The following is a 20,451-nucleotide window of genomic DNA, read 5'->3' on the forward strand; positions in this document are numbered from 1 at the left end:
ATGAGACGACTGCACCGCTTCGTCGAGAAGCTGCTGAACGGCGGCCGGCCGCGCCCGTTCCCGGTGGACGACGCCGACGCGGACGCGCTGCGGGTGGCCATCGAGCTGCGCGCGGCCCGTCCCGGCTCCGGCGCGCCCCGCGAGGAGTTCATCGCCGGGCTGCACCGCCGCCTCGCCCGCGACCAGGCCGACGCCGCGCCCGTGCCGGTACGCCGCCGCATCCTCGTCGGCGGCGCGGTGGGCGCGGCCGGGGCCGCCGCCGGGGTGATCGCCGACCGGATGGTCGTCGCGCCGCCGGCCGCCGCGCCCGCCGCCAAGTCCCTGACCCCCGACGTCGGCGCCTGGCATCCCGTCGTGAACGCCGCCGACGTGGCCGAGGGCGCCGTGCACGGCTTCTCCGCGGGCGGCGTCGACGGCTTCCTCACCCGCGACGGCGGGCGGCTGCGCGCCGTGTCCGGCACCTGCACCCACCAGGGCTGCCGCCTCGGCGTCCACGAGCGGACCAAGCTGCGCTGCCCCTGCCACGGCGCCCTCTTCGCCCTCGACGGCGCCGTCCTGTACCACCGCCTGAAGGCCCCCATCCCGGGCCTCCCGCGCCTCGCGATCCGCCAGGTGAACGGCGTCGTCGAGGTCTTCGTCCCGCGCGGCCCCATCTGACGCGGTCACGGCAGTTCGGGGACGTGGGTGAGCTTGTCGGGGTTGCGGATCAGGTCGATCGCGCTGATCAGGCCCGCGTCGACCGTGATCGCCAGCACCGACAGGCCGCCGTCGGCGTCCCGGACGACCAGGCCGGGGGCGCCGTTGACCGTGGCGGGGCGGATGTCCAGGCGGCCCGCGCCGCGCGCCCGCGCGAGCAGCATCGGGGCGATCCGCGCCGCCTCCCGCACCTCGTGCGGCAGCGTGCCGACCTTGCCGCCGCCGTCGCCGCGCAGGACGACGTCCGGGTCGAGCAGGGCGACGAGCCCCGGCAGGTCGCCGTCCTGGCAGGCCGCCGCGAACGCGTCGACCAGCCTGCGCTGCTCGGCCGCCGTCGCGGGGGTGCGCGGCCGGCCGTCCCTTACGTGGCGGCGGGCCCGCGTCGCGAGCTGCCGCACCGCCGCCGGGGACCGGCCGACCACCTCGGCGATCTCGGGGAACGGGACGCCGAACACGTCGTGCAGCACGAACGCCGTCCGCTCGGCCGGGGACAGCCGCTCCAGGACGACGAGCAGCGCCATGCTCACCGACTCGTCCAGCGTGACCCGGTCGGCCGGGTCGGCGGGGTTCGCCGAGCGGGCCTCGACCAGCGGCTCCGGCAGCCACACCCCGACGTAGCGCTCGCGCCGGACGCGGGCGCTGCCGAGCGCGTCGAGCGCCAGCCTGCCGACGGTGGTCGTCAGCCAGGCGGCGAGGTCGCGGACGGTCCCCGGGTCGTCCAGCCCGCGCAGCCGCAGCCACGCCTCCTGCACGCAGTCCTCGGCCTCGGCCAGCGAGCCCGTCATCGTGTACGCCACGCGCAGCAGCCGCGGCCGGTGCTCCTCGAAGGACCGCGCCAGCAGGTCCTCGGTGTTCGATCCCGTCCGTCCCATGTCCCGGTGACGGCGCGGCCCGCCCGGATGTGACATCGCCGGGATCGGCGTCACAGACCGGCGGGCCGCGTCGTCAAGTACCGAACGGGGTCCACCCGCGGACGTCCCTTCGGGGGGAGAACATGACGCTGACCGAGACGAACCGAGAAGAGAACACCAGGCCGCCCGAGCCGCGCGGGGTGTTCGTCCGCGTCGCGGGCTTCGCGCACCGCCGGAAATGGCTCGCCCTGATCCTGTGGGTCGGGGTCCTCGCCGGGACGTGGGCGGTCGCGTCGGTCGCGGGCGCCGACTACCGCAACGACTTCTCGCTGCCCGGCACCGAATCGCAGCGGGCCGCCGACGTGCTGGCCGGGCACGGCGCGGCGCGGGCGGGGGACACGGTGCAGATCGTCCTGCACGACGAGGGCGGCCTCGGCGAGCCCGACGTACAGCGGCGCGTGACGGCCATGCTGGGCGACGTCGCGAAGCTGCCCAAGGTCGGCCAGGTTCGCGGCCCGTACCAGGACAAGGCCGCCCTCAGCGAGGACAGGAGGATCGGGTACGCCACCGTCGTGCTCGACGTCCCGGCGCGGGAGATGCCGAAGGCCGACACGCGGCGGATCTTCGACACCGCGCGGAAGGCGGCGGGCGGCGGGCTCCAGGTCGAGCTCGGCGGCGACGCGGCCCGGCTGCTCGGCCAGGGCGGGACGGGCGCGGCGGAGGGCGCGGGCCTGCTCGCCGCGCTGGTCGTCCTCGTCCTGATGTTCGGCACGGTCATCGCGGCCGGGCTGCCGATCGTCATCGCGCTGTTCGCCGTCGGGTCCACGGTCGCCGCCATCGTCGCGGCGTCGCACGTCTTCACGATCGCCGACTGGACGCCGCCGGTGATGATCCTCGTCGGCCTCGGCGTCGGCATCGACTACGCGCTGCTGATCTTCGCCCGCTACCGGGCCGAACTGGTGCGCGGCGCGGACCCGGAACGCGCCACGGTGAACGCGCTGGACGCCGCCGGGCGCTCGGTGTTCTTCGCCGCCTGCACCGTCATCCTCGCGCTGCTCGGCCTCGTCGCGTTCGGGCTCGGGTCGCTGCAGGGCATGGCGCTGTCGGTCGCGCTGACCGTGCTGGTCACGATGGTCGCCGCGCTGACCCTGCTGCCCGCGCTGCTCGGCGTCTTCGGCCGCCGCTTCGCCCGCCAGTTCACCCGCCGCGCCGAACGGCGCGAGGCCACGGGCAAGGCCGCGCCGGGCGCCGCCTGGCGGCGGCTCGCGGGCCTCGTGCAGCGCCGGCCGCTGGCCGCGCTGGCGGCGGCGGGCGTGCTGCTCGGCGCCCTCGCCGTCCCCGCGCTCGGCATGCGGCTCGGGTTCTCGGACGCGGGCAGCGACCCGTCCGGCGCCACCAGCCGCAAGGCCTACGACCTGCTCTCCACGGGCTTCGGCCCCGGGTTCAACGGCCCGCTGCTGGTGGTGACCGACGGCGGCCGGGAGGGCGCCGGGAAGGCCGCCGAGGCGGCGGTCCTCGCGCTGTACGACACCCCCGGCGTCAAGGCCGTCGCCGACCCGGTCCCCACCCCGGACGGGCGGGCCGCGACCGTGCTCGCCTTCCCGTCCTCCGCGCCGCAGGACGAGGCGACCACCGACCTCGTCGGCACGCTGCGCGACGACGTCCTGCCGGGGCTGGCGGAGCGGAACGGCGCGCGGTACCTGGTCGGCGGCGCGACGGCCGCGGCCGAGGACTACTCGGACAAGGTCGCCGAACGGCTGCCGCTGTTCATGGCGATCGTCGTCGGGCTGTCGGTGCTGCTGCTGATGGCGGTGTTCCGGTCGGTGCTCGTCCCGCTGAAGGCCGCGCTGCTGAACCTGCTCAGCATCGGCGCGGCGCTCGGCGCGATGACGCTCGTCTTCCAGCACGGCCTGTTCGGCGTGGAGCCGGGGCCGATCGAGGCGTACCTGCCGGTGATGGTCTTCGCCATCGTCTTCGGGCTGTCCATGGACTACGAGATCTTCCTGATCTCCCGTATCCACGAGGAGTGGACGCGGTCGGACGACCCGTCGCACGCCGTCCGGGAGGGCCTCGCGCACACCGGCTCGGTGATCACCGCGGCCGGCGCGATCATGGTGGTGATCTTCGGCGCGTTCATGCTGGGCCCGGACCGGCTGCTCCAGCAGGCCGGCTTCGGCATGGCCGTGGCCATCTTCGTGGACGCGGTGGTGATCCGCTGCCTGATCGTCCCGGCGGCGATGGAGCTGATGGGGCGCCGCGCCTGGTGGCTGCCCGGCCCGCTGGCCCGCTTCCTCCCGAGGATCGCCCTGGAACACCGTTAGGGACGGCCGTTAACGGCGGCCGGCACGGGCGAGCGGCGGGTTTCCGGACTCTCGGGCAATTCCCAGGGTCCTCCCCGTTGATCTTCCGGGGGCGCCGGAAGTGTCATGGGGTCCCCCGCCCCGGGACGCGGCAGGCGTCCCCGCACCCGGTGCGGCGGGCGCTCCCCGCTCCCTGCCCTCCGAGGTCTCCATGACGCCCGCTCCCAGCGAACTCGGCCCGGCCGCGCCGCGCGCGGCCGGGCCGTACCAGCCCCCCGCCGCCCCGGACGTGTCGGTCTCCGGGACGTCGACCGTCGAGATCGTCCTGCCCGTCCACAACGAGGAGCGGGCGCTGCCCGGCTGCGTGCGCACGCTGCACGCCTACCTCCTCGAACGGATGCCGTTCCCCTGGCGCATCACCGTCGTCGACAACGCCAGCACCGACCGCACCCTGCGCGTCGCGCGGTGGCTCGCGTCCGACCTGCCCGGGGTCGCCGTGCTGCACCTGGACCGCAAGGGGCGCGGCCTCGCCCTGCGCACCGCGTGGGCGACCAGCGACGCCGACATCGTCGCCTACATGGACGTCGACCTGTCCACCGGCCTGGACGGCCTGCTGCCGCTGGTCGCGCCGCTCGCCAGCGGGCATTCCGACATCGCGATCGGCAGCCGGCTCGCGCCCGGCGCCCGCACCGTCCGCGGGCCGCGCCGCGAGCTGGTCTCGCGCTGCTACAACGCCCTGCTCCGGTACGGGCTCGGCGCCCGGTTCAGCGACGCGCAGTGCGGCTTCAAGGCCGCGCGGACGCGGGTCGTCCGGCCGCTGATCGCGGCGACCAGGGACGACGCGTGGTTCTTCGACACCGAGCTGCTGGTGCTGGCCGAGCACAACGGGCTGCGCATCCACGAGGTCCCGGTCGACTGGGTGGAGGACGTCGACACCCGCGTCAACGTCGTCCGGACGGCCCTGGACGACCTCAGGGGCGTGTGGCGGATGGCGCGGCTGAAGGCGTCCGGGGCCGCGGACGTGGCGGTGCCGCGCCGGGCCGGGCCGTCCGCCGCGCACCCGGACGCGGTCCTCGCGCCCGCGCGGAAGCGGGCGGTGCTGACCTGGGAGCTGGTCTGCTTCGTCGCGATCGGCGTCGTCTCGACGGCCGGGCAGGCGCTGCTCTACTGGCTGCTGCGGTCGTGGTGGCCCGCCGCGCTCGCCAACCTGGTCTCGCTGGTGGCGCTGACCGTGCTCAACACCGAGGCCAACCGGCGGCTCACGTTCCGCGGGTCGGCGGTCGGGCCGGGACGCGCGCACCTCGGCGCCGGGGCGCTGTTCGCCGTCGGGTACTCGGTGACGTCCGCGGCCGTGCTGCTGTTCCAGCGGGCCGATCCGGGCGCGTCGCACGGCGCGGAGACGCTCGTCCTCGCGGTCACGTCGGTGCTGGTCACCGCGATCCGCTTCGTCGTGCTGCGGACGGCGGTGTTCCGCCGCCGACCGGCTCCCGGCGCAGCGGAAGGCGATCCCTCATGAGCTCCTCCGACGTCGTCGCCTCGTCCGCCGGGTCGCGGACGGGGCCGTCCGGAGCCCGCCCGCGCGGCCTGCCGGGCTGGGCGCCGACCGCCGCGCTCGGCGCGATCCTCGTCCTGTCCGGCGTGCTGTACGGGTGGGGCCTGGGGTCGCTCGGGTGGAGCAACGCCTACTACTCGGCCGCCGTGAAGTCGATGGGCGAAGGCTTCACCAACCTCATGTTCGGCTCCTACGACCCGGCGGGCGTCGTGACCGTGGACAAGCCGCCCGCCGGGCTGTGGCCGCAGGTGCTCAGCGCCAAGGTCTTTGGCCTGCACGGGTGGGCGCTGCTCCTGCCGCAGGTGGCCGAGGGCGTCCTCGCCGTGCTCGTGCTGCACCGGACGGTGCGCCGGTGGGCGGGCGAGGGCGCCGGGCTCGCCGCCGCGCTCGTCCTGACGCTGACGCCGATCACCGTCGCGATCACCCGCAGCAACAACCTCGACACCCCGCTGCTCCTGCTGCTGGTGTGCGCGGCGTATGCGCTCACGCGGGCCGTCCACGCGCGGACGGGACGGGCCGCGACGTGGTGGCTGTGCGGCTCCGCGTTCCTGGTCGGGTGCGGTTTCGCCACCAAGATGCTGGCGGCGTGGATGGTCCTGCCCGCCTTCACGGCCGCGTGGCTCGTCGGGACGCGCGGCCCGTGGCTCGGCAGGGTGGGACGGCTCGCGGCGTCGGGCGCCGTCCTCGCGGTCTCGTCCCTGTGGTGGGTGGCGATGGTCGCGGTGTGGCCGGGCGACCGGCCCTACATCGGCGGCAGCGAGGACGGTTCGGCCTGGGACCTGGTCGTCGGCTACAACGGCCTCGGCCGTGTCGTCGGCCAGGGGCCCGGCCCCGGCGGCGGTCCCGGCCCTGGGGGGCCGCCGCCGTGGGGCGGGCCCGGGGCGCCGCGCGGGCCCGGCGCGATGTTCGGCGGCGGCACCGGCCCGCTGCGGATGTTCGGGGACGCGGTCGGCGGCCAGATCAGCTGGCTGCTGCCGGTGTGCGCGGCGGCTCTCGCGACCGCGCTCGCGGTCGCCGTGCTGCGCCGTCGCGGGCGGCTGCCGGGGGCGGCCTTTCCTCCCGCTTCGGGATGGGTCCTGTGGAGCCTCTGGCTGCTGGTGTGCGCGGGCGTGTTCTCCATGCAGGAGGGGATCTTCCACCCGTACTACACGACGCAGCTCGCCCCGGCGGTCGGCGCCCTGTGCGGGGGGCTGGTCGCCGTGCTCGTCCGCGCGCACCGGGCGGGCGCCCGGTGGCCCGCGCCCGTCGCGGCGGTCACCGTCGCGGTCACGGTCGCGTGGGCCGTCGTCGTCATCCGCCGGACGCCGGAATGGCACGGCTGGCTGGTGTGGCCGGTCGCCGCGACCGGCGCGGTCGGCGTCGCGCTGCTGTGCGCGGCGGCGTGGCGTCCGGCCCGGCTGCTGCCGGTCGCGCTCGCGGTCGGCGCGGCGGCGGTGCTCGTCGCGCCGGGCGCGTGGGCGGCGGCCGTCCCGGCGGACGGGTCCGCGTCGATGGGCGGCGTCATCCCGGCGGCGGGCCCGCCGATGATGCCGCCGTTCCCCCGCGCCGCCGGACGGGACCGTCCGCCGCGCGGCTTCCCGCCCGGCCCGTTCCCGCCGGGGCCCCGGGACGGCGCCGCGCTCACCGCCGACCAGCGGCGGATCCTCGACTACGCGCGCCGCGAGTCGGGCCCCGCGCGGATCACCCTCGCCGTCGAGGGCGGCGCGATGGCGGCGTCGCCGTTCATCCTGCACAGCGACTCGCACGTCATCGGCATGGGCGGCTTCATGTCGGCGGACGACGCCCCGTCCGTCCGGCAGCTGGAGCGGTGGACGCAGGGCGGCGAGCTCCGCTTCGTCCTCGGCTCCGCGATGCCGTTCCCGGGACGCGGCGGCCCGCCCGCGCGGCGGGCCGCGTGGGTCGCCGGGCACTGCCGGGCCGTCCCGCCGTCCGCCTACGGCGGCACGGGCGCGCCGACCGGCGGCGGCCCGGCGGGCTTCGGGCGCGGCGCTACCCTCTACGACTGCGCGGCTCACTGACCCCGTGGGCGAGGTGATCGATCGTGGCTGCGACGGACGCCGGGCACACCCCCCGGCGCGTGCTGGTCGTGGAGGACGACGACGGCATCCGCGTCCTGCTGGAGTCGACGCTCCGGCTGTCCGGGTACGAGGTGGACAGCCGCGACACCGGCCAGGGCGCGCTGCTCGCCGTCGAGCGGTTCCGCCCGGACCTGATCCTCCTCGATGTGATGCTCCCGGACGTGGACGGCCTGACCGTCACCGCGAGCCTGCGGGCCGTGGGCGTCGACACCCCGATCCTGTTCCTGACCGCCCTCGGCGAGGTCCGCGACCGCGTCGCCGGGCTGGCCGCCGGGGCGGACGACTACGTCACGAAGCCGTTCAGCCTGGAGGAGGTGCTGCTGCGCGTCCAGGCGATCCTGCGGCGGTCCGGCGCGGCCGGCGACGGGACGGCGGCGCGCGCCGACGTCCTGCGCTACGCCGACCTCGTCCTGGACGAGTCGGCCCACGAGGTCCACCGGGCGGGCGAGTACATCCGGCTGTCGCCCACCGAGTTCAGCCTGCTCGCGTACCTGATGGCGAACCCGCGCCGGGTGCTGAGCAAGGCGCAGATCCTCGACCACGTCTGGCGGTACGACTTCAACGGCGACGGCCGCATCGTCGAGACCTACGTGAAGTACCTGCGCCGGAAGATCGACCGCTTCGACCCGCCGCTCATCCACACCGTCCGGGGCGTGGGCTACTGCCTGCGCCTCCCGCGCGAGGGCGCCGAGGCGGCGGGGCGCGCCGAGACGGCCGGGCCGTGATCCGCGCGCTGCCCGGCGGGCCGGGGTCGCTGCGCCGCCGCCTCGTGCTCGGCGCGACGGCGCTCGCGGCGGCGGCGGTCCTCGCCTCGCAGGCGATCGGGTACGTCGTCCTGCGGTCCTGGCTGCTCGGCCAGGTCGACGAGCAGCTCCGCGGCTTCCCGCCCGCGCCCCGGCACTTCGACGCGTCGTCCGGACGGCGCGAACCGCCCCACCCGCCCCCGGACGGCGCCGAGCTGCCGTCGGAGTTCCGCCTCTACTTCTACGAGACCTCCGGCCGCCTCTCCCCGCACACCCTCGGGCGCGGCCCGAAGTCGCCGCCCCGCCTCCCGCCGACCCTGGCCCGGCTGGACGTCCGTCCGGGCGGGCTCGCGACGCTGCCCGCGTCCGCCGGGGACGGCCGCTGGCGGGTGCGGCGCGGGACGGCCCCCGACGGCCGCGTCGTCATCGTCGCCCTCCCGATGGACACCGTCGACGGCGCGATGTCCAAGCTGCTGTGGCTGAACGCGGTCGTGCTGGCGCTGACGCTCGCCGCGCTCGTCGTCGCCGGACGCTGGGCGGTGCGCCTCGCCCTGCTCCCGCTGACCCGGATGGAGCGGACCGCCGAGGAGATCACCGCCGGACGGCTGGACGAGCGCGTCGCCGACGCCGACCCCCGCACCGAGATCGGACGCCTCGGCGGCGTCCTGAACGCCATGCTGGAACAGCTCCAGGGCGCGCTGCGCGAGCACGAGTCGTCGGAGGCGCGGCTGCGCCGCTTCGTCGCCGACGCCGGGCACGAGCTGCGCACCCCGCTGACCTCCATCCAGGGCTTCGCCGAGCTGTCGCTGCGGCACGCGGAGCTCCCGGCCCGGCAGCGGGCCGCCGCCGACCGGCTGATCCGGCAGAACGCGGAGCGGATGAGCGTCCTCGTCGACGACCTCCTGCTGCTGGCCAAGCTGGACCAGGAGCCCACCTACCGCAGCGAGACGGTCGACCTGCTCGCCATCGCGGCGGACGCGATCGGCACCGCCGCCGTCCGGCACCCCGGCCGTCCGATCGGCCTGAAGCCGCTGCACGACGACACGGGCGAACTGGAGCTGGTCGAGACGACCGGGGACCCGCACCGGCTCCGCCAGGTGCTGACGAACCTCGTCTCCAACGCGCTGGCGCACACGCCGTCCGGGACGCCGATCCACGTCCGCGTCGGCACCGCGTGCGCGGGCCCGGCCTGCGGCGCCGACCGCGACGGGCGGGTCAGCCCGTCCCCGCCGATCGAGGACGGGACGCGCGTCCGCGTCATCGAGGTCGCCGACGAGGGTCCGGGGCTCGCCCCGGACAAGGCCGCCCACCTCTTCGAGCGCTTCTACCGCGTCGACCCGTCCCGGTCCCGCGACCACGGCGGCAGCGGGCTCGGCCTCGCCATCGCCGCCGCCATCGCCGAGAACCACGGCGGCCGCCTGGAACTCGACACCGCGCCCGGCGACGGCTGCACCTTCCGGCTCGTCCTCCTGGCCATTTAGTGATACTGAACTTAGTATCATTTTTTGACCGCGGCGTCCGAGTGCGCGCCGCCCGTTCCCGAGAGGGGCCGCATGGGACGCAGGATCCTGTTCATCACCACCGACCAGCAGCGGTACGACGCGTACGGGTGCAACGGCGGCGAGGTCGCGCGGACGCCGGTGACCGACGGGCTCGCCGCCGAGGGCGTCCGGTTCGAGCGGGCCTACTGCCAGAACGTCGTCTGCACCCCGGCCAGGTCGAGCATGCTGACCGGGCAGTACCCGCGGACGCACGGCGCGATCGCCAACGGCGTGCCGCTGCCGGACGACGCCCCGAGCGTCGCCCAGGTGCTCCGCGACGCGGGCTACCGCACGGCGCTGATCGGCAAGGTCCACTTCGAGCCGATCGCCGACCCGGACGGGCGGTGGGAGCAGAACCGGATCCCGCTCGCGGGCGAGCACGGCCCCTACCGGGGCTTCGAGTACGTCGAGTTCGCCGGGCACGGGCCGCAGGGCGCCTCGCACTACGCGAACTGGCTGCGCGCCGAGCACCCCGAGGACACCGGCGGCTTCCTGCGGATCTTCTCGGCCGCGCCGGGCGGCGACACCGGCGCGCCCGGCGTCGCGCACAACCCGGTGCCGCGCGAGCACTACCACACCGACTGGGTCGCCGAGCGGACCGCGGCCTGGCTCGACACCCTCGACGATGACGACGACTGGTTCTGCTGGATGAGCTTCCCCGACCCGCACCACCCGTGGGACGTCCCCGCGTCCGAGGTGGACCGGGTGGACTGGCGCAAGCTCGACCTGCCGCCCGGCCACCCCGGCTCCGACGAGCGGATCAGGGAGATCCTGTCCGGGCGCCCGGCGCACTGGCTGGCCTGGTACGACGGCTCGGTGCCGAACATCGACGCGGCGCCCGGCGACTTCGTCCCGGCCGACCTGACGCACGACCAGATCCGGGAGCTGAACGCGCTCGTCCACGCCAAGAACGAGCTGCTGGACGAGGCGTTCGGCCGCGTCCTCGCCAAGATCGAGGAGCGCGGCTGGGGCGACGACACCGACGTGTTCGTGACCACCGACCACGGCGAGTTCCAGGGCGAGCTGGGCCTGCTGTTCAAGGGCCCGTACCACGTGGACGCGCTGATGCGGCTGCCGATGGTGTGGCGCCCGGCGCGGTCGGCGGGCGTCCCGGCGGCGGTGGTGCCGGAGCCGGTGGGCCAGATCGACCTCGCGCCCACGTTCTGCGCGATCGCGGGCGTCGAGGCCCCGGACTGGATGGAGGGCCGGGCGCTGCCCACCGCCGCCGGGTCCGGACGCGAGCGCGCGATCGTGGAGTGGGACAGCCAGCTCGACACCGGGTACCGGATGCGGACGATCGTCCAGGACGGCTGGATCTGCACCGTGTACGAGCCGACCGACCGCGAGTACGGCATGCCGAAGGCCGACCGGTACGCCGACTTCGGGATGCGCCCGCCGGAGCGGGAGATCGTCTACGACGGCACCGAGGGCGAGCTGTACCACCTGGCCGACGACCCCTACCAGTGGGACAACCGGTGGGACGACCCGGCGGCGGCCGAGGTGCGGGCCCGGCTGGTGCGCGACCTCCACGAGCATCTGCCGCCGATGCGCGAGCCGCGCCTGCGCCCGCAGGCCATGGGCTGAGCGAGCCCGGTCCGGTCCGGGGCGGCGGAGGCCCGCCGCCCCGGACCGGCTCACCCCACCGAGAGGACGGGCACCGCCGCCAGCAGGCGGCGGGTGTAGGGGTGCTGGACGGCGTCCTCGGTGAGCCCGTCCGCCGTGCACTCCTCGACGACCGCGCCCTTGTTCATCACCAGGACCCGGTCGCAGACCAGCCGGATCACGCTGATGTCGTGGCTGATCAGCAGGTAGGCGAGGTTCTCTTCCCGCTTCAGGTCCAGCAGGAGCTGGAGGATCTGCGCCTGGACGGACACGTCGAGCGCCGACACCGACTCGTCCAGCACCATCAGCTCGGGGGAGACGGCGAGCGCGCGGGCGATCGAGGCGCGCTGCCGCTGCCCGCCCGACAGGCCGGCCGGGCGCCGCGCCGCCACCCGCGAGCCGAGCCCCACCCGGTCGAGGATCTCCGCCGCACGCTTGCGGGCCTCCGCGCGCGGCAGCCGCCGCCACAGCCGCAGCGGCTCCGCGACGATCTCCTCGATCGTCATGTACGGGTTGAGGGACGTGTACGGGTCCTGGAACACCATCTGGACGGTGCGCCACATCCCCGGGTCGACGCGGCGGCCCGCGTGGACGTCGCGGCCCGCGATGTCTCGTCCGGCGATCCGGACCCGTCCCGAGTCCGGCCGGACGAGGCCGCAGATCACCCCGGCCAGCGTGGACTTGCCCGACCCCGACTCCCCGACGACCCCGAGCGACTCCCCGGCCGCCATCGTGAAGCCGACCCGGTCGACGGCGACGGTCGGCGCGCCCCGCCGCGGCCACCCGCCCGCCCGGAAGGTCTTGGTCACCGACTCGACCTGCAGCAGCGCCTCAGACATCGGCGTCCTTCCTGGTCAGGGCCACGGCTTCGGGGCCGGCGGCGGCGAGCGCGGGGTCCCCGGCGCGCACGCACCGGACGGACCGTCCCGGCGCGTGCTCGGCGAGCGCCGGATGGTGCTCGGCGCACGCGTCCACCGCGAACGGGCAGCGCGGCAGGAACCGGCAGCCGGACGCGATCTGCCCCGGCTGCGGGACGCTCCCCGGCAGCGACCGGATCTCACCGAGTTCGAGAGCGCGCTCCGGGATGCACCGGGCGAGCGCGTCGACGTAGGGGTGCAGGGCGTCGCCCAGCACGGCCGCGGTGCCCCCGGTCTCCACCAGCTCCCCGGCGTACATGATCAGCAGCCGGTCGCACCGCTCGCTGACGAGCGCGAGGTCGTGCGAGACGAGCAGGGTCGCGAGGCCGAGGTCGCGGCGCAGCCGGTCGATCAGGTCCATCACGCCCCGCTGGACGGTCACGTCCAGCGCGGTCGTCGGCTCGTCCGCGATCAGGACGGACGGGTTCCCGGCGACCGCGATCGCGATCATGACGCGCTGCCGCATGCCGCCGGAGAACTCGAACGGGTACTGCCGGGCCCGCTCGGCGGCCCGCGCGATGCCGACGTCGTCCAGCAGCTTCACGGCCTCCCGGCGCGCGGCGCGGCGGGACAGCCCCGAGCGGCGCAGCCGCAGCGCCTCCGCGACCTGGTCGCCCACCCGCATCGACGGGTTGAGGCTGGTCATCGGGTTCTGGAACACCATCGCGAGGGAGTCGCGGCGCCGCGTCCGGACGCCGTCGCCTTCCACGGCGCGTCCGGCGAGCTCGATCCGCCCTCCCGCGAGCCGGACGCCGCGCGGCAGCAGCCCCGCGACGGCGGACGCGGTGAGGCTCTTCCCGGAGCCCGACTCGCCGACGAGCCCGACCATCTCGCCCGGCCGGATCGCGAACGACACGTCGGTCACGAGCGGGGCGGGGGAGTGCTCCCGGTCCAGCTCGACGGTGAGGCCGTCGACCCGGAGCGCGGGCGCGGCGCCCTTCCCGGCGGCGCCCCGCTCGGCGGGGCCGGGCTTCGCGAGGTCAGGCATGCCGGTCCTCCTTGTCGTCGGCGTCCCCGAGCAGGTTCAGGCAGAGGATCAGCACGGTGATCACCGCGGCCGGGACGAGCACCACCCGGGGCTCGGACGCGAGCATCGCCGACGCGCCGGTCAGCAGGGTGCCGAGGCTCGCGCCCGGCGGCTGGACGCCGACGCCGAGGAAGCTGATCCCCGCCTCCACGACGAGGGCGAGCCCCAGCAGGTAGCTGACCTGGACGGCCGCCTGGTCGCGGACGCCCGGCAGCAGGTACCGCCACACGATCCGGGTGTGCGAGCACCCCGACATCCGCCCGGCGGTGACGAACGGGCTGACCGCGAGCCGCATCGTCTCGGCCCGCACCACCCGGTAGATCCGCGGCGCGAAGATCACGCCGAGCGTGACCATCTGGCCCTCGATGCCGGTGCGGAGCGCGGCCTGCACGGTCAGCAGCAGGATCAGCGCGGGCACGGTGAGGACGACGTCCGCGATCCGCCCGGTGATCCCGTCGATCCAGCCCCGCCGGTACCCGGCGAGCAGCCCGGTCGGGACGCCGATCGCCGCCGCGACGCCGACCGCCGTGAGCGCGGCGAACATCGACGTCCGGATGCCCCAGAGCAGGCGGCTGAACAGGTCGCGGCCGAGCTGGTCGGTGCCGAGCCAGTGGTCGCCCGACATGTCGGCGAGCGTCCGGCCGACGTCCTGGCGCGTGGGGTCGGCCAGCGGCAGGAACGGCGTCAGCACCGTCACCAGGAGGCACAGGACGACGAAGCCGAGGGCCGCCGACCGTCCCCGGCCGAGCCGCCGCACCCACTGTCGCCTGCGCCGAACGGCGACCGCGGCGTCCGCCTCCGCCGGACGGGCCCGTTCGACGACGCCCTTCATGACCGGCTCCTCGCCTCGGGGTTGAGCCAGGACGCGACGAGGTCCGCCACCAGGTTGGCGCCGAGCACCACCAGGGCGAACAGCGCCACCAGCGCCTGGACGACGGGGAAGTCCTGGCCGCGCACCGCGTCCAGGGTCAGCGTCCCGATGCCCGGGATCGCGAACACGACCTCCACCAGCAGCGCCCCGGTGATCAGCACGCCGACCTCAAGGCCGATCACCGTCACCAGCGGCGCGGACGCGTTGCGGCTCACGTGCCGGAAGAACACGCCGCGCCGCGAGACGCCCTTCATCAGGGCCGTCCCGACGTAGGCGGCGCCGTACTCCTTGACGAGCGAGGCCCGGAACGTCCGCATCTGCTGGCACATCAGCGACAGCGCCAGCGCGAGCGCGGGCAGCAGCAGGTACCAGAGGGCGTCCCCGAGCCCGACCTCGGACGGGCTCCGGTACCCGCCCGCGGGGAACCACGGCAGCCACACCGCGAACACCAGGATGAGCACCAGCCCGACCAGGAAGTTCGGCACGGCGATGCCGAGGAACGCGACCGCGCGCAGCCCCCGGTCGAGCGGCCCGCCCGGACGCATCCCGATCGCGGCGCCCATCAGCACCGCCGCCGCGACGGCGATCACCATGGCGAGCAGCGACAGCAGCAGCGTCGGCGCCAGGTTCTCCGAGATCAGGGCGGTGACCGCGCCCCGGTGGTGCAGCGACTCGCCGAGGTCGCCGCGCACCGCGTGGCCGAGCCAGGACAGGTACTGCGCGGGCAGCGGCCGGTCCAGCCCCAGCTCGTGCCTGACCTGCTCCACCTGCTGGGCGCTCGCGCTCTCCCCGGCGACCACGGAGGCGGGGTCGCCGATGGAGAACAGCATCGCGTAGGTGGCGAAGGTGACGACGACCAGGATCGGGACGGCCGCGAGCAGCCGCCGCGCCACCAGCTTGACGATCAGCGTCCCCACGGCGTCACCCCCCGGACGGTCGGTGCCATCGGATCAGCCCTTGACGCCGCGGAACGACGGGAACGACGGCGCCCAGGGGGCCTTCCAGCCGGAGACGCCGGGCGCGATCACGTAGGCGGTCTCCGGGGTGAGCACCGGGACGTAGAGCATCCCCTCGGTGATCAGGCTGGAGATCCGCTGGTAGATCTTCATGCGCTCGGCCTGGTCCGTCTCGCGCAGCGCCGACTTTGCGAGCTTCTCGACCTCGGCGTTCTTGAAGCCGCCCGGGTTGTAGAGGCCCTTGGCCAGCCCGTACCGGTCGAGCGTGTCGGACGGGTCGAACGCGTTCCCGGTCGCGCCGAACGCCATCGCGACGTTCTTCTCCGCCGTGAACCGGCTCACCACCTGCGGCGGCGCGACGGCGCTGACGGTCGCGGTCAGCCCGATCGCCTTGAGTTGCTCCTGCACGATCGTGGCGAGCTGCTCGAAGACCTGGTTGCCCGCCACGGTGACGATCTCGACCTTGGCCCCGGTCGCGCCCGCCTCCTTGACCAGCGACTTCGCCTTCTCGATGTCGTAGGGGACGAGCTTCAGCCCCACGCCCTTGTCATAGGCCTTGGTGCCCGCGCCGAAGAACTGTCCGTTGGGCTCGCAGCGCCCGTCCAGCAGGCCCTTGCAGATCGCCTCGCGGTCGAGCGCGGAGTTGACCGCCCGCCGGACCCGGATGTCGTCGAACGGCTTCATCGCCGTGTTGAAGGAGAACACGTAGTTCTCCGAGCCCATGCTGCGCTCGATCTTGTACCCGGCGGACTCCGCCGACTTGATCATCTTCTCCGGCAGGATGGAGACGTCCAGGTCGCCGGAGCGGACGGCGTTGAGCTTGGCGTCGTCGGCCAGGTAGTCGATCTCCAGGGTCCCGGCGGCCGCGGCCTTCTGGTCCCAGTAGCCCTTGGTCGCCGTGTAGACGACCCGGTTGGCCTGGACGCGCTGGAGCGTGAACGGCCCGATCCCGGCGGCCGCGCGGGTGAGGTCCGCACCGTCCGCGATCGCCTTGTCGGAGATCATCTGCCCGGCCGAGCCGGACAGGACGCGCGGCAGCGCGCCGACCCCGGCCGCCGACCGGAACCTGACCTCGCTCGTCCCGCGCTCCTCGACCGTCACCCCGGCGAGCTGCGGCGCGTTGGTGCTGCCCTTGAGCGTCTGCGAGCGCTTGACGTTCGCGGCCACCGTCTTGGACGTGAAGGGCGTCCCGTCCGGGAACTTGAGCCCGTCGCGCAGGGTCATGTCGAGGTACGGGCCCTTGCCGTCGCTGCCCGGCCTCCACTCGGTGGCGAGCAGCGGCTCCACGCTCTCGTCGGAGGCGAGGAAGGTCAGCGAGTCGTACAGCGGGGCGGTGTACATCGCCATCTGCCGGAGCGGCAGCCGGGCGGGGTCCAGGGTGGTCTGGGCGAAGGTGGCGCCGACCTTCAGGACCCCGTCGTCGGCCTTCGTCCCGCTCTCGCCCGGGCCGCAGGCCGCCGTCGCCGCCGCCAGCCCGAGGGCCGCCGCGGCCGCGATCGCCATCCGTCTTCTCATGCTCCGACCACCGTTCTCCGTGGATGAAAGATCCCGCGCCATCCGGTGCGACCAGCAGCGATGGCCGGAGGATTCTCTGAAAGTGATTTTATACTCAGTTTTTTCGGGACGGGCAAGGGTCTGTCCGGGTCCGGTTGGATCCACTGTCGTTGACTGGGTCAACCGTTGGGCGGTGCAGTCGCGGCGGCGGGCCGCGAGGGCTTTACTAATTCTAAATTCAACTTCATACTTGCCGCGATGACGAACAACGGCACGCTGAAGCGGATCGCCCTCGAAGAGGCGTTCTCCCTGCCCGGCATGGGCAGCAAGGTCGGCACGATGGTGGGCGACCCGCACTACCGGGCGGACGCGGTCGCGGGCTGGAACCGCAGGCTTACCGACTTCACCGAGTTCCGCATCCCCGACATGGACGCGCACGGCATCGACGTCCAGGTGCTGTCCCTGACCGCGCCGGGGATCCAGGCCGAGCGCGACACCGCCGAGGCGGTCGCGAAGGCGCGGGCCGCGAACGACTTCCTGGCCGAGACGATCGCCGCGCACCCCACCCGGTTCGCGGGCCTCGCGGCGCTGCCGATGCAGGACCCGGCGGCGGCCCGCGCCGAACTCGACCGCGCGGTCGGCGGGCTCGGGCTGCGCGGCGCGCTCGTCAACGGGCACACGCTCGGGCGGTACCTCGACGAGAAGGAGTTCCGCCCGGTGTGGGAGCGGCTTGAGGAGCTGCGCGTCCCGCTGTACCTGCACCCGGGAGCCCCGCCGCGGGACGAGTGGCAGGTGTTCCGCGGCCACCCCTACCTCAAGGGCCCCACGTTCGGCTGGGCGGCGGAGACGGCGGCGCACGCGCTCCGCCTCATCTACGCGGGCGTCTTCGACGACTTCCCCGGGGCGAAGCTCATCCTCGGCCACATGGGCGAGTTCCTCCCGTTCCAGAAGGCCCGGCTGGACGCCCGGTACGAGTTCATGACGCTGCGGCTCGGCCTGCGCCCGTCGGAGTACCTGGAGCGCAACGTCATGATCACGACGACCGGGGTGTGCTCGGGGGCCGCGCTTACCGGCGCCATAGCGGCCGTCGGCGCCGACAACATCATGTTCGGCGTGGACTACCCGTTCGAGCGCACCGACGTCGCGGTGCGGTTCCTGGACGAGGCCCCGATCTCGGAGACCGACCGCGCCAAGATCGCCCACGGCAACGCCGAGCGGATCCTCGGGCTCTGACGCCCGGCCGGGCTCTGGCGCCCGGCCCGCCCCCGGCATCCCTTTTCCCGGACTGGAAGGAGCACCCGCCCATGGCGGAAGCGGCAGAAGAATGGGCAGTCATCTCGGTGGACGACCACGTCATCGAGCCCGCCGGGACCTGGACGTCGCGCGTCCCGGCCAGGTACCGCGACCGCGCGCCGAAGGTGGTCGAGCGCGGGGACGAGGGCATCGCCTGGGACTTCGACGGCGACGTCCGGTTCTTCTCCGGGATGATGTGCTCGGTCGACCAGCTCTCGACGCGGGAGCGGCGGCGGATCGTCCCCCGGTTCGAGGACCTGTACGACGGGTGCTCCAACGTCGAGCGCCGCCTGGAGGACATGGACGCCGCGGGCGTCCTCGCCTCGATGTGCTTCCCCACCATGCCGGGCTTCGGCGGGACGTACCTCAACCTCAACCCCGACCGCGACCTCTCCTACGCGTGCATCCGCGCCTACAACGACTTCATCACCGAGGAGTGGTGCGCGGCGGCCCCGGGACGGCTGATCCCGGCGGTCCTCGTCCCGATGTGGGACCCGGCGCTCGCCGTCAGGGAACTGGAGCGCGTCGCCCCGCGCGGCGTGCGCAGCGTCGTCTTCTCGGAGCGGCCGCACCACCAGGGCTTCCCGTCCCTCTACGACAAGGACCGCTACTGGGACCCGGTGTTCGCCGCCGCCCAGGAGATGGACCTCCCCCTGTCGTGCCATATCGGGTCGTCGTCCCGCGTGGACTCCCCGCCGGACGGCGACTACCTCACCCACATGAGCGAGGTGTGGCTGAACGCGCCCTACTCCATGACGGAGTACATCTTCTCGGGGACGTTCGACCGCTTCCCGAACCTGCGCGTCGTCTACTCCGAGGCCAGCATCGGCTGGATCCCCTACCAGCTCCAGACGATGGACCGGTACTACGACGACCGTCCCGACTGGGTGGACACGACGCTGGAGCACCGTCCGAGCGACTACTTCGGGCGGAACGTCTTCGGCGCCTTCATCGACGACCACGTCGGCACCCGGTTCTTCGAGGAACTCGGCGTGGACAACGTGATGTGCGAGGTCGACTACCCGCACGGCGACTCGATCTGGCCGGACGTCCGGAAGGCCATCGACGCGCAGCTCGCGGGCCTGTCCGACGAGGACCAGTACAAGCTTCGGATCGCGAACGCCAAGCGCGTCTACGGCTTCGCGCCGTCCGCGCTCGGCGAGCGGTAGCGCTGGAGGACCGGACGGAATGGCCAGCACTCCGAAGGGCCGGCGGACGGAGGCGGCGTTCATCGAGGCGGCCCGCAAGGTGTTCGCCGAGAAGGGCTACTTCAACGCCAAGATCTCCGACATCGCGGAGGCCGCGGGACGCTCGGCCGGGTCGTTCTACAACTACTACGACAACAAGGAGGAACTGCTCGAAGCGCTGCTCGGGCAGTTCTCCTCCGAGGTGCAGGGCACGACCGCGCGCCTGCACCACAAGGGCGACCCGTACGAGAACATCGTGGAGGCCGTGCGCGCCTACTGGCACGGCTACCGGAAGTACCTGCCCGAGATGATCGGGGTCTTCCAGATGTCGATGACCGACCCCGAGTACGCGCGCAAATGGCGGCGCAACCGGGCGGCGGGCGTGCGGAGCGTCGTCGACGGGATCGTCCGGGCCCGCGCCGAGGGGTACGACGCGGGCCTCGACACCGAGGTGCTGGCGTCCGCGCTGGTGTCCACCCTGGAGTCGTTCTGCTGGGTGTGGATGGTCGGCGGCGGCGACGAGGACGTCCCCGCGCCGGACGACGAGACGGCGATCCGCACCCTCGCCGCCATCTGGTACCGGACGGTCTTCTTCAACGCGCCGCCGGACGGCGCCGCCCCCGCGGCACGGGTCCGGGGGGCGGCGCCGGCCGGGCTCAGCTAGCCGTCGCGGGGCCGCGCAGCTTCCTCCGCAGGATCTTCCCCGAGGCGTTGCGCGGCAGCGCGTCCACCACCCGGACGCGGCGCGGGCACTTGTAGTGCGCGAGCCGCTCCCGGCAGAAGGCGATCACCTCGTCCGCGTCCGGCGCGGCGCCGGGGCGCGGCACGACGACGGCGAGCACCGTCTCGCCCCACCGGTCGTCCGGCACGCCCACCACGGCCGACTCCAGCACCGCCGGATGCTCGGCGAGGACGTTCTCGACCTCGGCCGGGTAGATGTTCTCCCCGCCGCTGACGATCATGTCGGTGATGCGGTCGGTCAGGTACAGGTGGCCGGACCCGTGCAGGTAGCCCGCGTCGCCGCTGCGGAACCAGCCGTCGGCGTCCACCGCCTCGGCGGTCCGCTCGGGCATGCCCCAGTAGCCCGCCATGAGCCACGGCGTCCGCAGCGCCACCTCGCCGACCTCGCCCGGCGGCAGGACGCGCCCGTCCACCGGGTCGAGGACGCGGACCTCGGCGCCCGGCACCGGCCGTCCCGCCGAGCCGAGGTGCGGGCCCGCCTCGTCGTGCTCCTCGGCGCTGAGCGTGCAGACCGTCCCGCACGTCTCGGTCAGCCCGTAGACCTGGACGAAGTCGCAGCCGAGCGCCGCCCGCGCGGCGGTCAGCAGCGCCGGGGCGATCGG

The 20,451-nt window shown here is 74.3% G+C and carries 17 protein-coding genes; 10 read left to right on the plus strand and 7 right to left on the minus strand.

Going from position 1 to position 20,451, the window contains the following annotated elements; all coding sequences use genetic code 11:
• On the plus strand, positions 1–657 hold the full coding sequence (locus ACH01S_RS29165; protein ID WP_067898663.1) for a Rieske (2Fe-2S) protein: 657 nt from the start codon (positions 1–3) through the stop codon (positions 655–657).
• Between the two features lie 5 nt (positions 658–662).
• On the opposite strand, the gene sigJ is transcribed toward ACH01S_RS29165, so the two are convergent.
• The gene (gene sigJ / locus ACH01S_RS29170; RefSeq protein WP_067898610.1) at positions 663–1,568 is read right to left on the minus strand and encodes an RNA polymerase sigma factor SigJ; all 906 of its coding nucleotides are present in this window, start codon (positions 1,566–1,568) and stop codon (positions 663–665) included.
• Positions 1,569–1,690: 122 nt separating this feature from the next.
• On the opposite strand from sigJ, the gene ACH01S_RS29175 reads away from it, so the two are divergent.
• From ACH01S_RS29175 to ACH01S_RS29200, 6 genes are all read left to right on the plus strand, one after another.
• A complete protein-coding gene (locus ACH01S_RS29175; RefSeq protein ID WP_174564919.1) occupies positions 1,691–3,868 on the plus strand; it encodes an MMPL family transporter in 2,178 nt (725 codons plus the stop codon).
• 190 nt (positions 3,869–4,058) lie between these two features.
• Positions 4,059–5,363: a bifunctional glycosyltransferase family 2/GtrA family protein gene (locus ACH01S_RS29180; protein ID WP_083981266.1), complete on the plus strand. Its 1,305-nt coding sequence runs from the start codon at positions 4,059–4,061 to the stop codon at positions 5,361–5,363.
• Entirely contained in the window at positions 5,360–7,417 is a 2,058-nt protein-coding gene (locus ACH01S_RS29185; RefSeq protein ID WP_067898612.1) for an ArnT family glycosyltransferase, read from the plus strand. Before ACH01S_RS29180 ends, ACH01S_RS29185 begins: the two co-directional genes overlap by 4 nt.
• A 23-nt stretch (positions 7,418–7,440) precedes the next feature.
• Complete coding sequence (locus ACH01S_RS29190) at positions 7,441–8,202, plus strand: response regulator transcription factor (protein ID WP_067898615.1); 762 nt, start codon at positions 7,441–7,443, stop codon at positions 8,200–8,202.
• Positions 8,199–9,701, plus strand: a complete 1,503-nt coding sequence (locus ACH01S_RS29195) for a sensor histidine kinase (RefSeq protein ID WP_218010440.1) — start codon at positions 8,199–8,201, stop codon at positions 9,699–9,701. Before ACH01S_RS29190 ends, ACH01S_RS29195 begins: the two co-directional genes overlap by 4 nt.
• Before the next feature lie 72 nt (positions 9,702–9,773).
• Positions 9,774–11,345: a sulfatase family protein gene (locus tag ACH01S_RS29200; protein WP_067898618.1), complete on the plus strand. Its 1,572-nt coding sequence runs from the start codon at positions 9,774–9,776 to the stop codon at positions 11,343–11,345.
• 50 nt (positions 11,346–11,395) lie between these two features.
• Here ACH01S_RS29200 and ACH01S_RS29205 read toward each other — a convergent pair whose 3' ends face one another.
• The 5 genes from ACH01S_RS29205 to ACH01S_RS29225 are packed head-to-tail and all read right to left on the minus strand — an operon-like array spanning position 11,396 to position 16,649.
• Positions 11,396–12,202 (minus strand): ABC transporter ATP-binding protein, encoded by an 807-nt coding sequence (locus ACH01S_RS29205; protein ID WP_067898621.1) that lies wholly within the window; start codon positions 12,200–12,202, stop codon positions 11,396–11,398.
• Positions 12,195–13,268, minus strand: coding sequence for an ABC transporter ATP-binding protein (locus tag ACH01S_RS29210; protein ID WP_067898623.1), 1,074 nt, complete (start codon positions 13,266–13,268; stop codon positions 12,195–12,197). The genes ACH01S_RS29205 and ACH01S_RS29210 overlap by 8 nt, the downstream gene beginning before the upstream one ends.
• On the minus strand, positions 13,261–14,139 hold the full coding sequence (locus ACH01S_RS29215) for an ABC transporter permease (protein WP_067898626.1): 879 nt from the start codon (positions 14,137–14,139) through the stop codon (positions 13,261–13,263). Before ACH01S_RS29215 ends, ACH01S_RS29210 begins: the two co-directional genes overlap by 8 nt.
• Positions 14,136–15,095: an ABC transporter permease gene (locus ACH01S_RS29220; protein WP_083981267.1), complete on the minus strand. Its 960-nt coding sequence runs from the start codon at positions 15,093–15,095 to the stop codon at positions 14,136–14,138. Before ACH01S_RS29220 ends, ACH01S_RS29215 begins: the two co-directional genes overlap by 4 nt.
• Positions 15,096–15,128: 33 nt before the next feature.
• Complete coding sequence (locus tag ACH01S_RS29225; protein ID WP_169809378.1) at positions 15,129–16,649, minus strand: ABC transporter substrate-binding protein; 1,521 nt, start codon at positions 16,647–16,649, stop codon at positions 15,129–15,131.
• Positions 16,650–16,886: 237 nt separating this feature from the next.
• Here ACH01S_RS29225 and ACH01S_RS29230 point away from each other — a divergent pair, with 237 nt between their 5' ends.
• From ACH01S_RS29230 to ACH01S_RS29240, 3 genes are all read left to right on the plus strand, one after another.
• The gene (locus tag ACH01S_RS29230; protein ID WP_067898632.1) at positions 16,887–17,861 is read left to right on the plus strand and encodes an amidohydrolase family protein; all 975 of its coding nucleotides are present in this window, start codon (positions 16,887–16,889) and stop codon (positions 17,859–17,861) included.
• Positions 17,862–17,932: 71 nt separating this feature from the next.
• Positions 17,933–19,090 carry an amidohydrolase family protein gene (locus tag ACH01S_RS29235; protein ID WP_067898635.1) on the plus strand — a complete coding sequence of 386 codons (1,158 nt, stop codon included), beginning with the start codon at positions 17,933–17,935 and terminating at the stop codon, positions 19,088–19,090.
• A gap of 19 nt (positions 19,091–19,109) precedes the next feature.
• Positions 19,110–19,772 carry a TetR/AcrR family transcriptional regulator gene (locus ACH01S_RS29240; protein WP_067898638.1) on the plus strand — a complete coding sequence of 221 codons (663 nt, stop codon included), beginning with the start codon at positions 19,110–19,112 and terminating at the stop codon, positions 19,770–19,772.
• Here the strand turns inward: ACH01S_RS29240 and ACH01S_RS29245 are convergent.
• On the minus strand, positions 19,765–20,451 hold a 687-nt coding region (locus ACH01S_RS29245; protein ID WP_157406329.1), incomplete at its 5' end, for an AMP-binding enzyme. The two genes, ACH01S_RS29240 and ACH01S_RS29245, sit on opposite strands and share 8 nt — an antisense overlap.

This window comes from Actinomadura chibensis NBRC 106107 (genome assembly GCF_001552135.1).
Taxonomy (GTDB): Bacteria; Actinomycetota; Actinomycetes; order Streptosporangiales; family Streptosporangiaceae; genus Spirillospora; species Spirillospora chibensis.

What these genes read in the sequence shown, in the direction of transcription:
- ACH01S_RS29210 (WP_067898623.1), bottom strand. Translation starts at nt 13,268, where the DNA reads ATGCCTGACCTCGCGAAGCCCGGCCCCGCCGAGCGGGGCGCCGCCGGG.
- ACH01S_RS29175 (WP_174564919.1), top strand. Translation starts at nt 1,691, where the DNA reads ATGACGCTGACCGAGACGAACCGAGAAGAGAACACCAGGCCGCCCGAG.
- ACH01S_RS29240 (WP_067898638.1), top strand. Translation starts at nt 19,110, where the DNA reads ATGGCCAGCACTCCGAAGGGCCGGCGGACGGAGGCGGCGTTCATCGAG.
- ACH01S_RS29235 (WP_067898635.1), top strand. Translation starts at nt 17,933, where the DNA reads ATGGCGGAAGCGGCAGAAGAATGGGCAGTCATCTCGGTGGACGACCAC.
- ACH01S_RS29215 (WP_067898626.1), bottom strand. Translation starts at nt 14,139, where the DNA reads ATGAAGGGCGTCGTCGAACGGGCCCGTCCGGCGGAGGCGGACGCCGCG.
- sigJ (WP_067898610.1), bottom strand. Translation starts at nt 1,568, where the DNA reads ATGGGACGGACGGGATCGAACACCGAGGACCTGCTGGCGCGGTCCTTC.
- ACH01S_RS29225 (WP_169809378.1), bottom strand. Translation starts at nt 16,649, where the DNA reads ATGAGAAGACGGATGGCGATCGCGGCCGCGGCGGCCCTCGGGCTGGCG.
- ACH01S_RS29205 (WP_067898621.1), bottom strand. Translation starts at nt 12,202, where the DNA reads ATGTCTGAGGCGCTGCTGCAGGTCGAGTCGGTGACCAAGACCTTCCGG.
- ACH01S_RS29230 (WP_067898632.1), top strand. Translation starts at nt 16,887, where the DNA reads ATGACGAACAACGGCACGCTGAAGCGGATCGCCCTCGAAGAGGCGTTC.
- ACH01S_RS29185 (WP_067898612.1), top strand. Translation starts at nt 5,360, where the DNA reads ATGAGCTCCTCCGACGTCGTCGCCTCGTCCGCCGGGTCGCGGACGGGG.
- ACH01S_RS29165 (WP_067898663.1), top strand. Translation starts at nt 1, where the DNA reads ATGAGACGACTGCACCGCTTCGTCGAGAAGCTGCTGAACGGCGGCCGG.
- ACH01S_RS29180 (WP_083981266.1), top strand. Translation starts at nt 4,059, where the DNA reads ATGACGCCCGCTCCCAGCGAACTCGGCCCGGCCGCGCCGCGCGCGGCC.
- ACH01S_RS29200 (WP_067898618.1), top strand. Translation starts at nt 9,774, where the DNA reads ATGGGACGCAGGATCCTGTTCATCACCACCGACCAGCAGCGGTACGAC.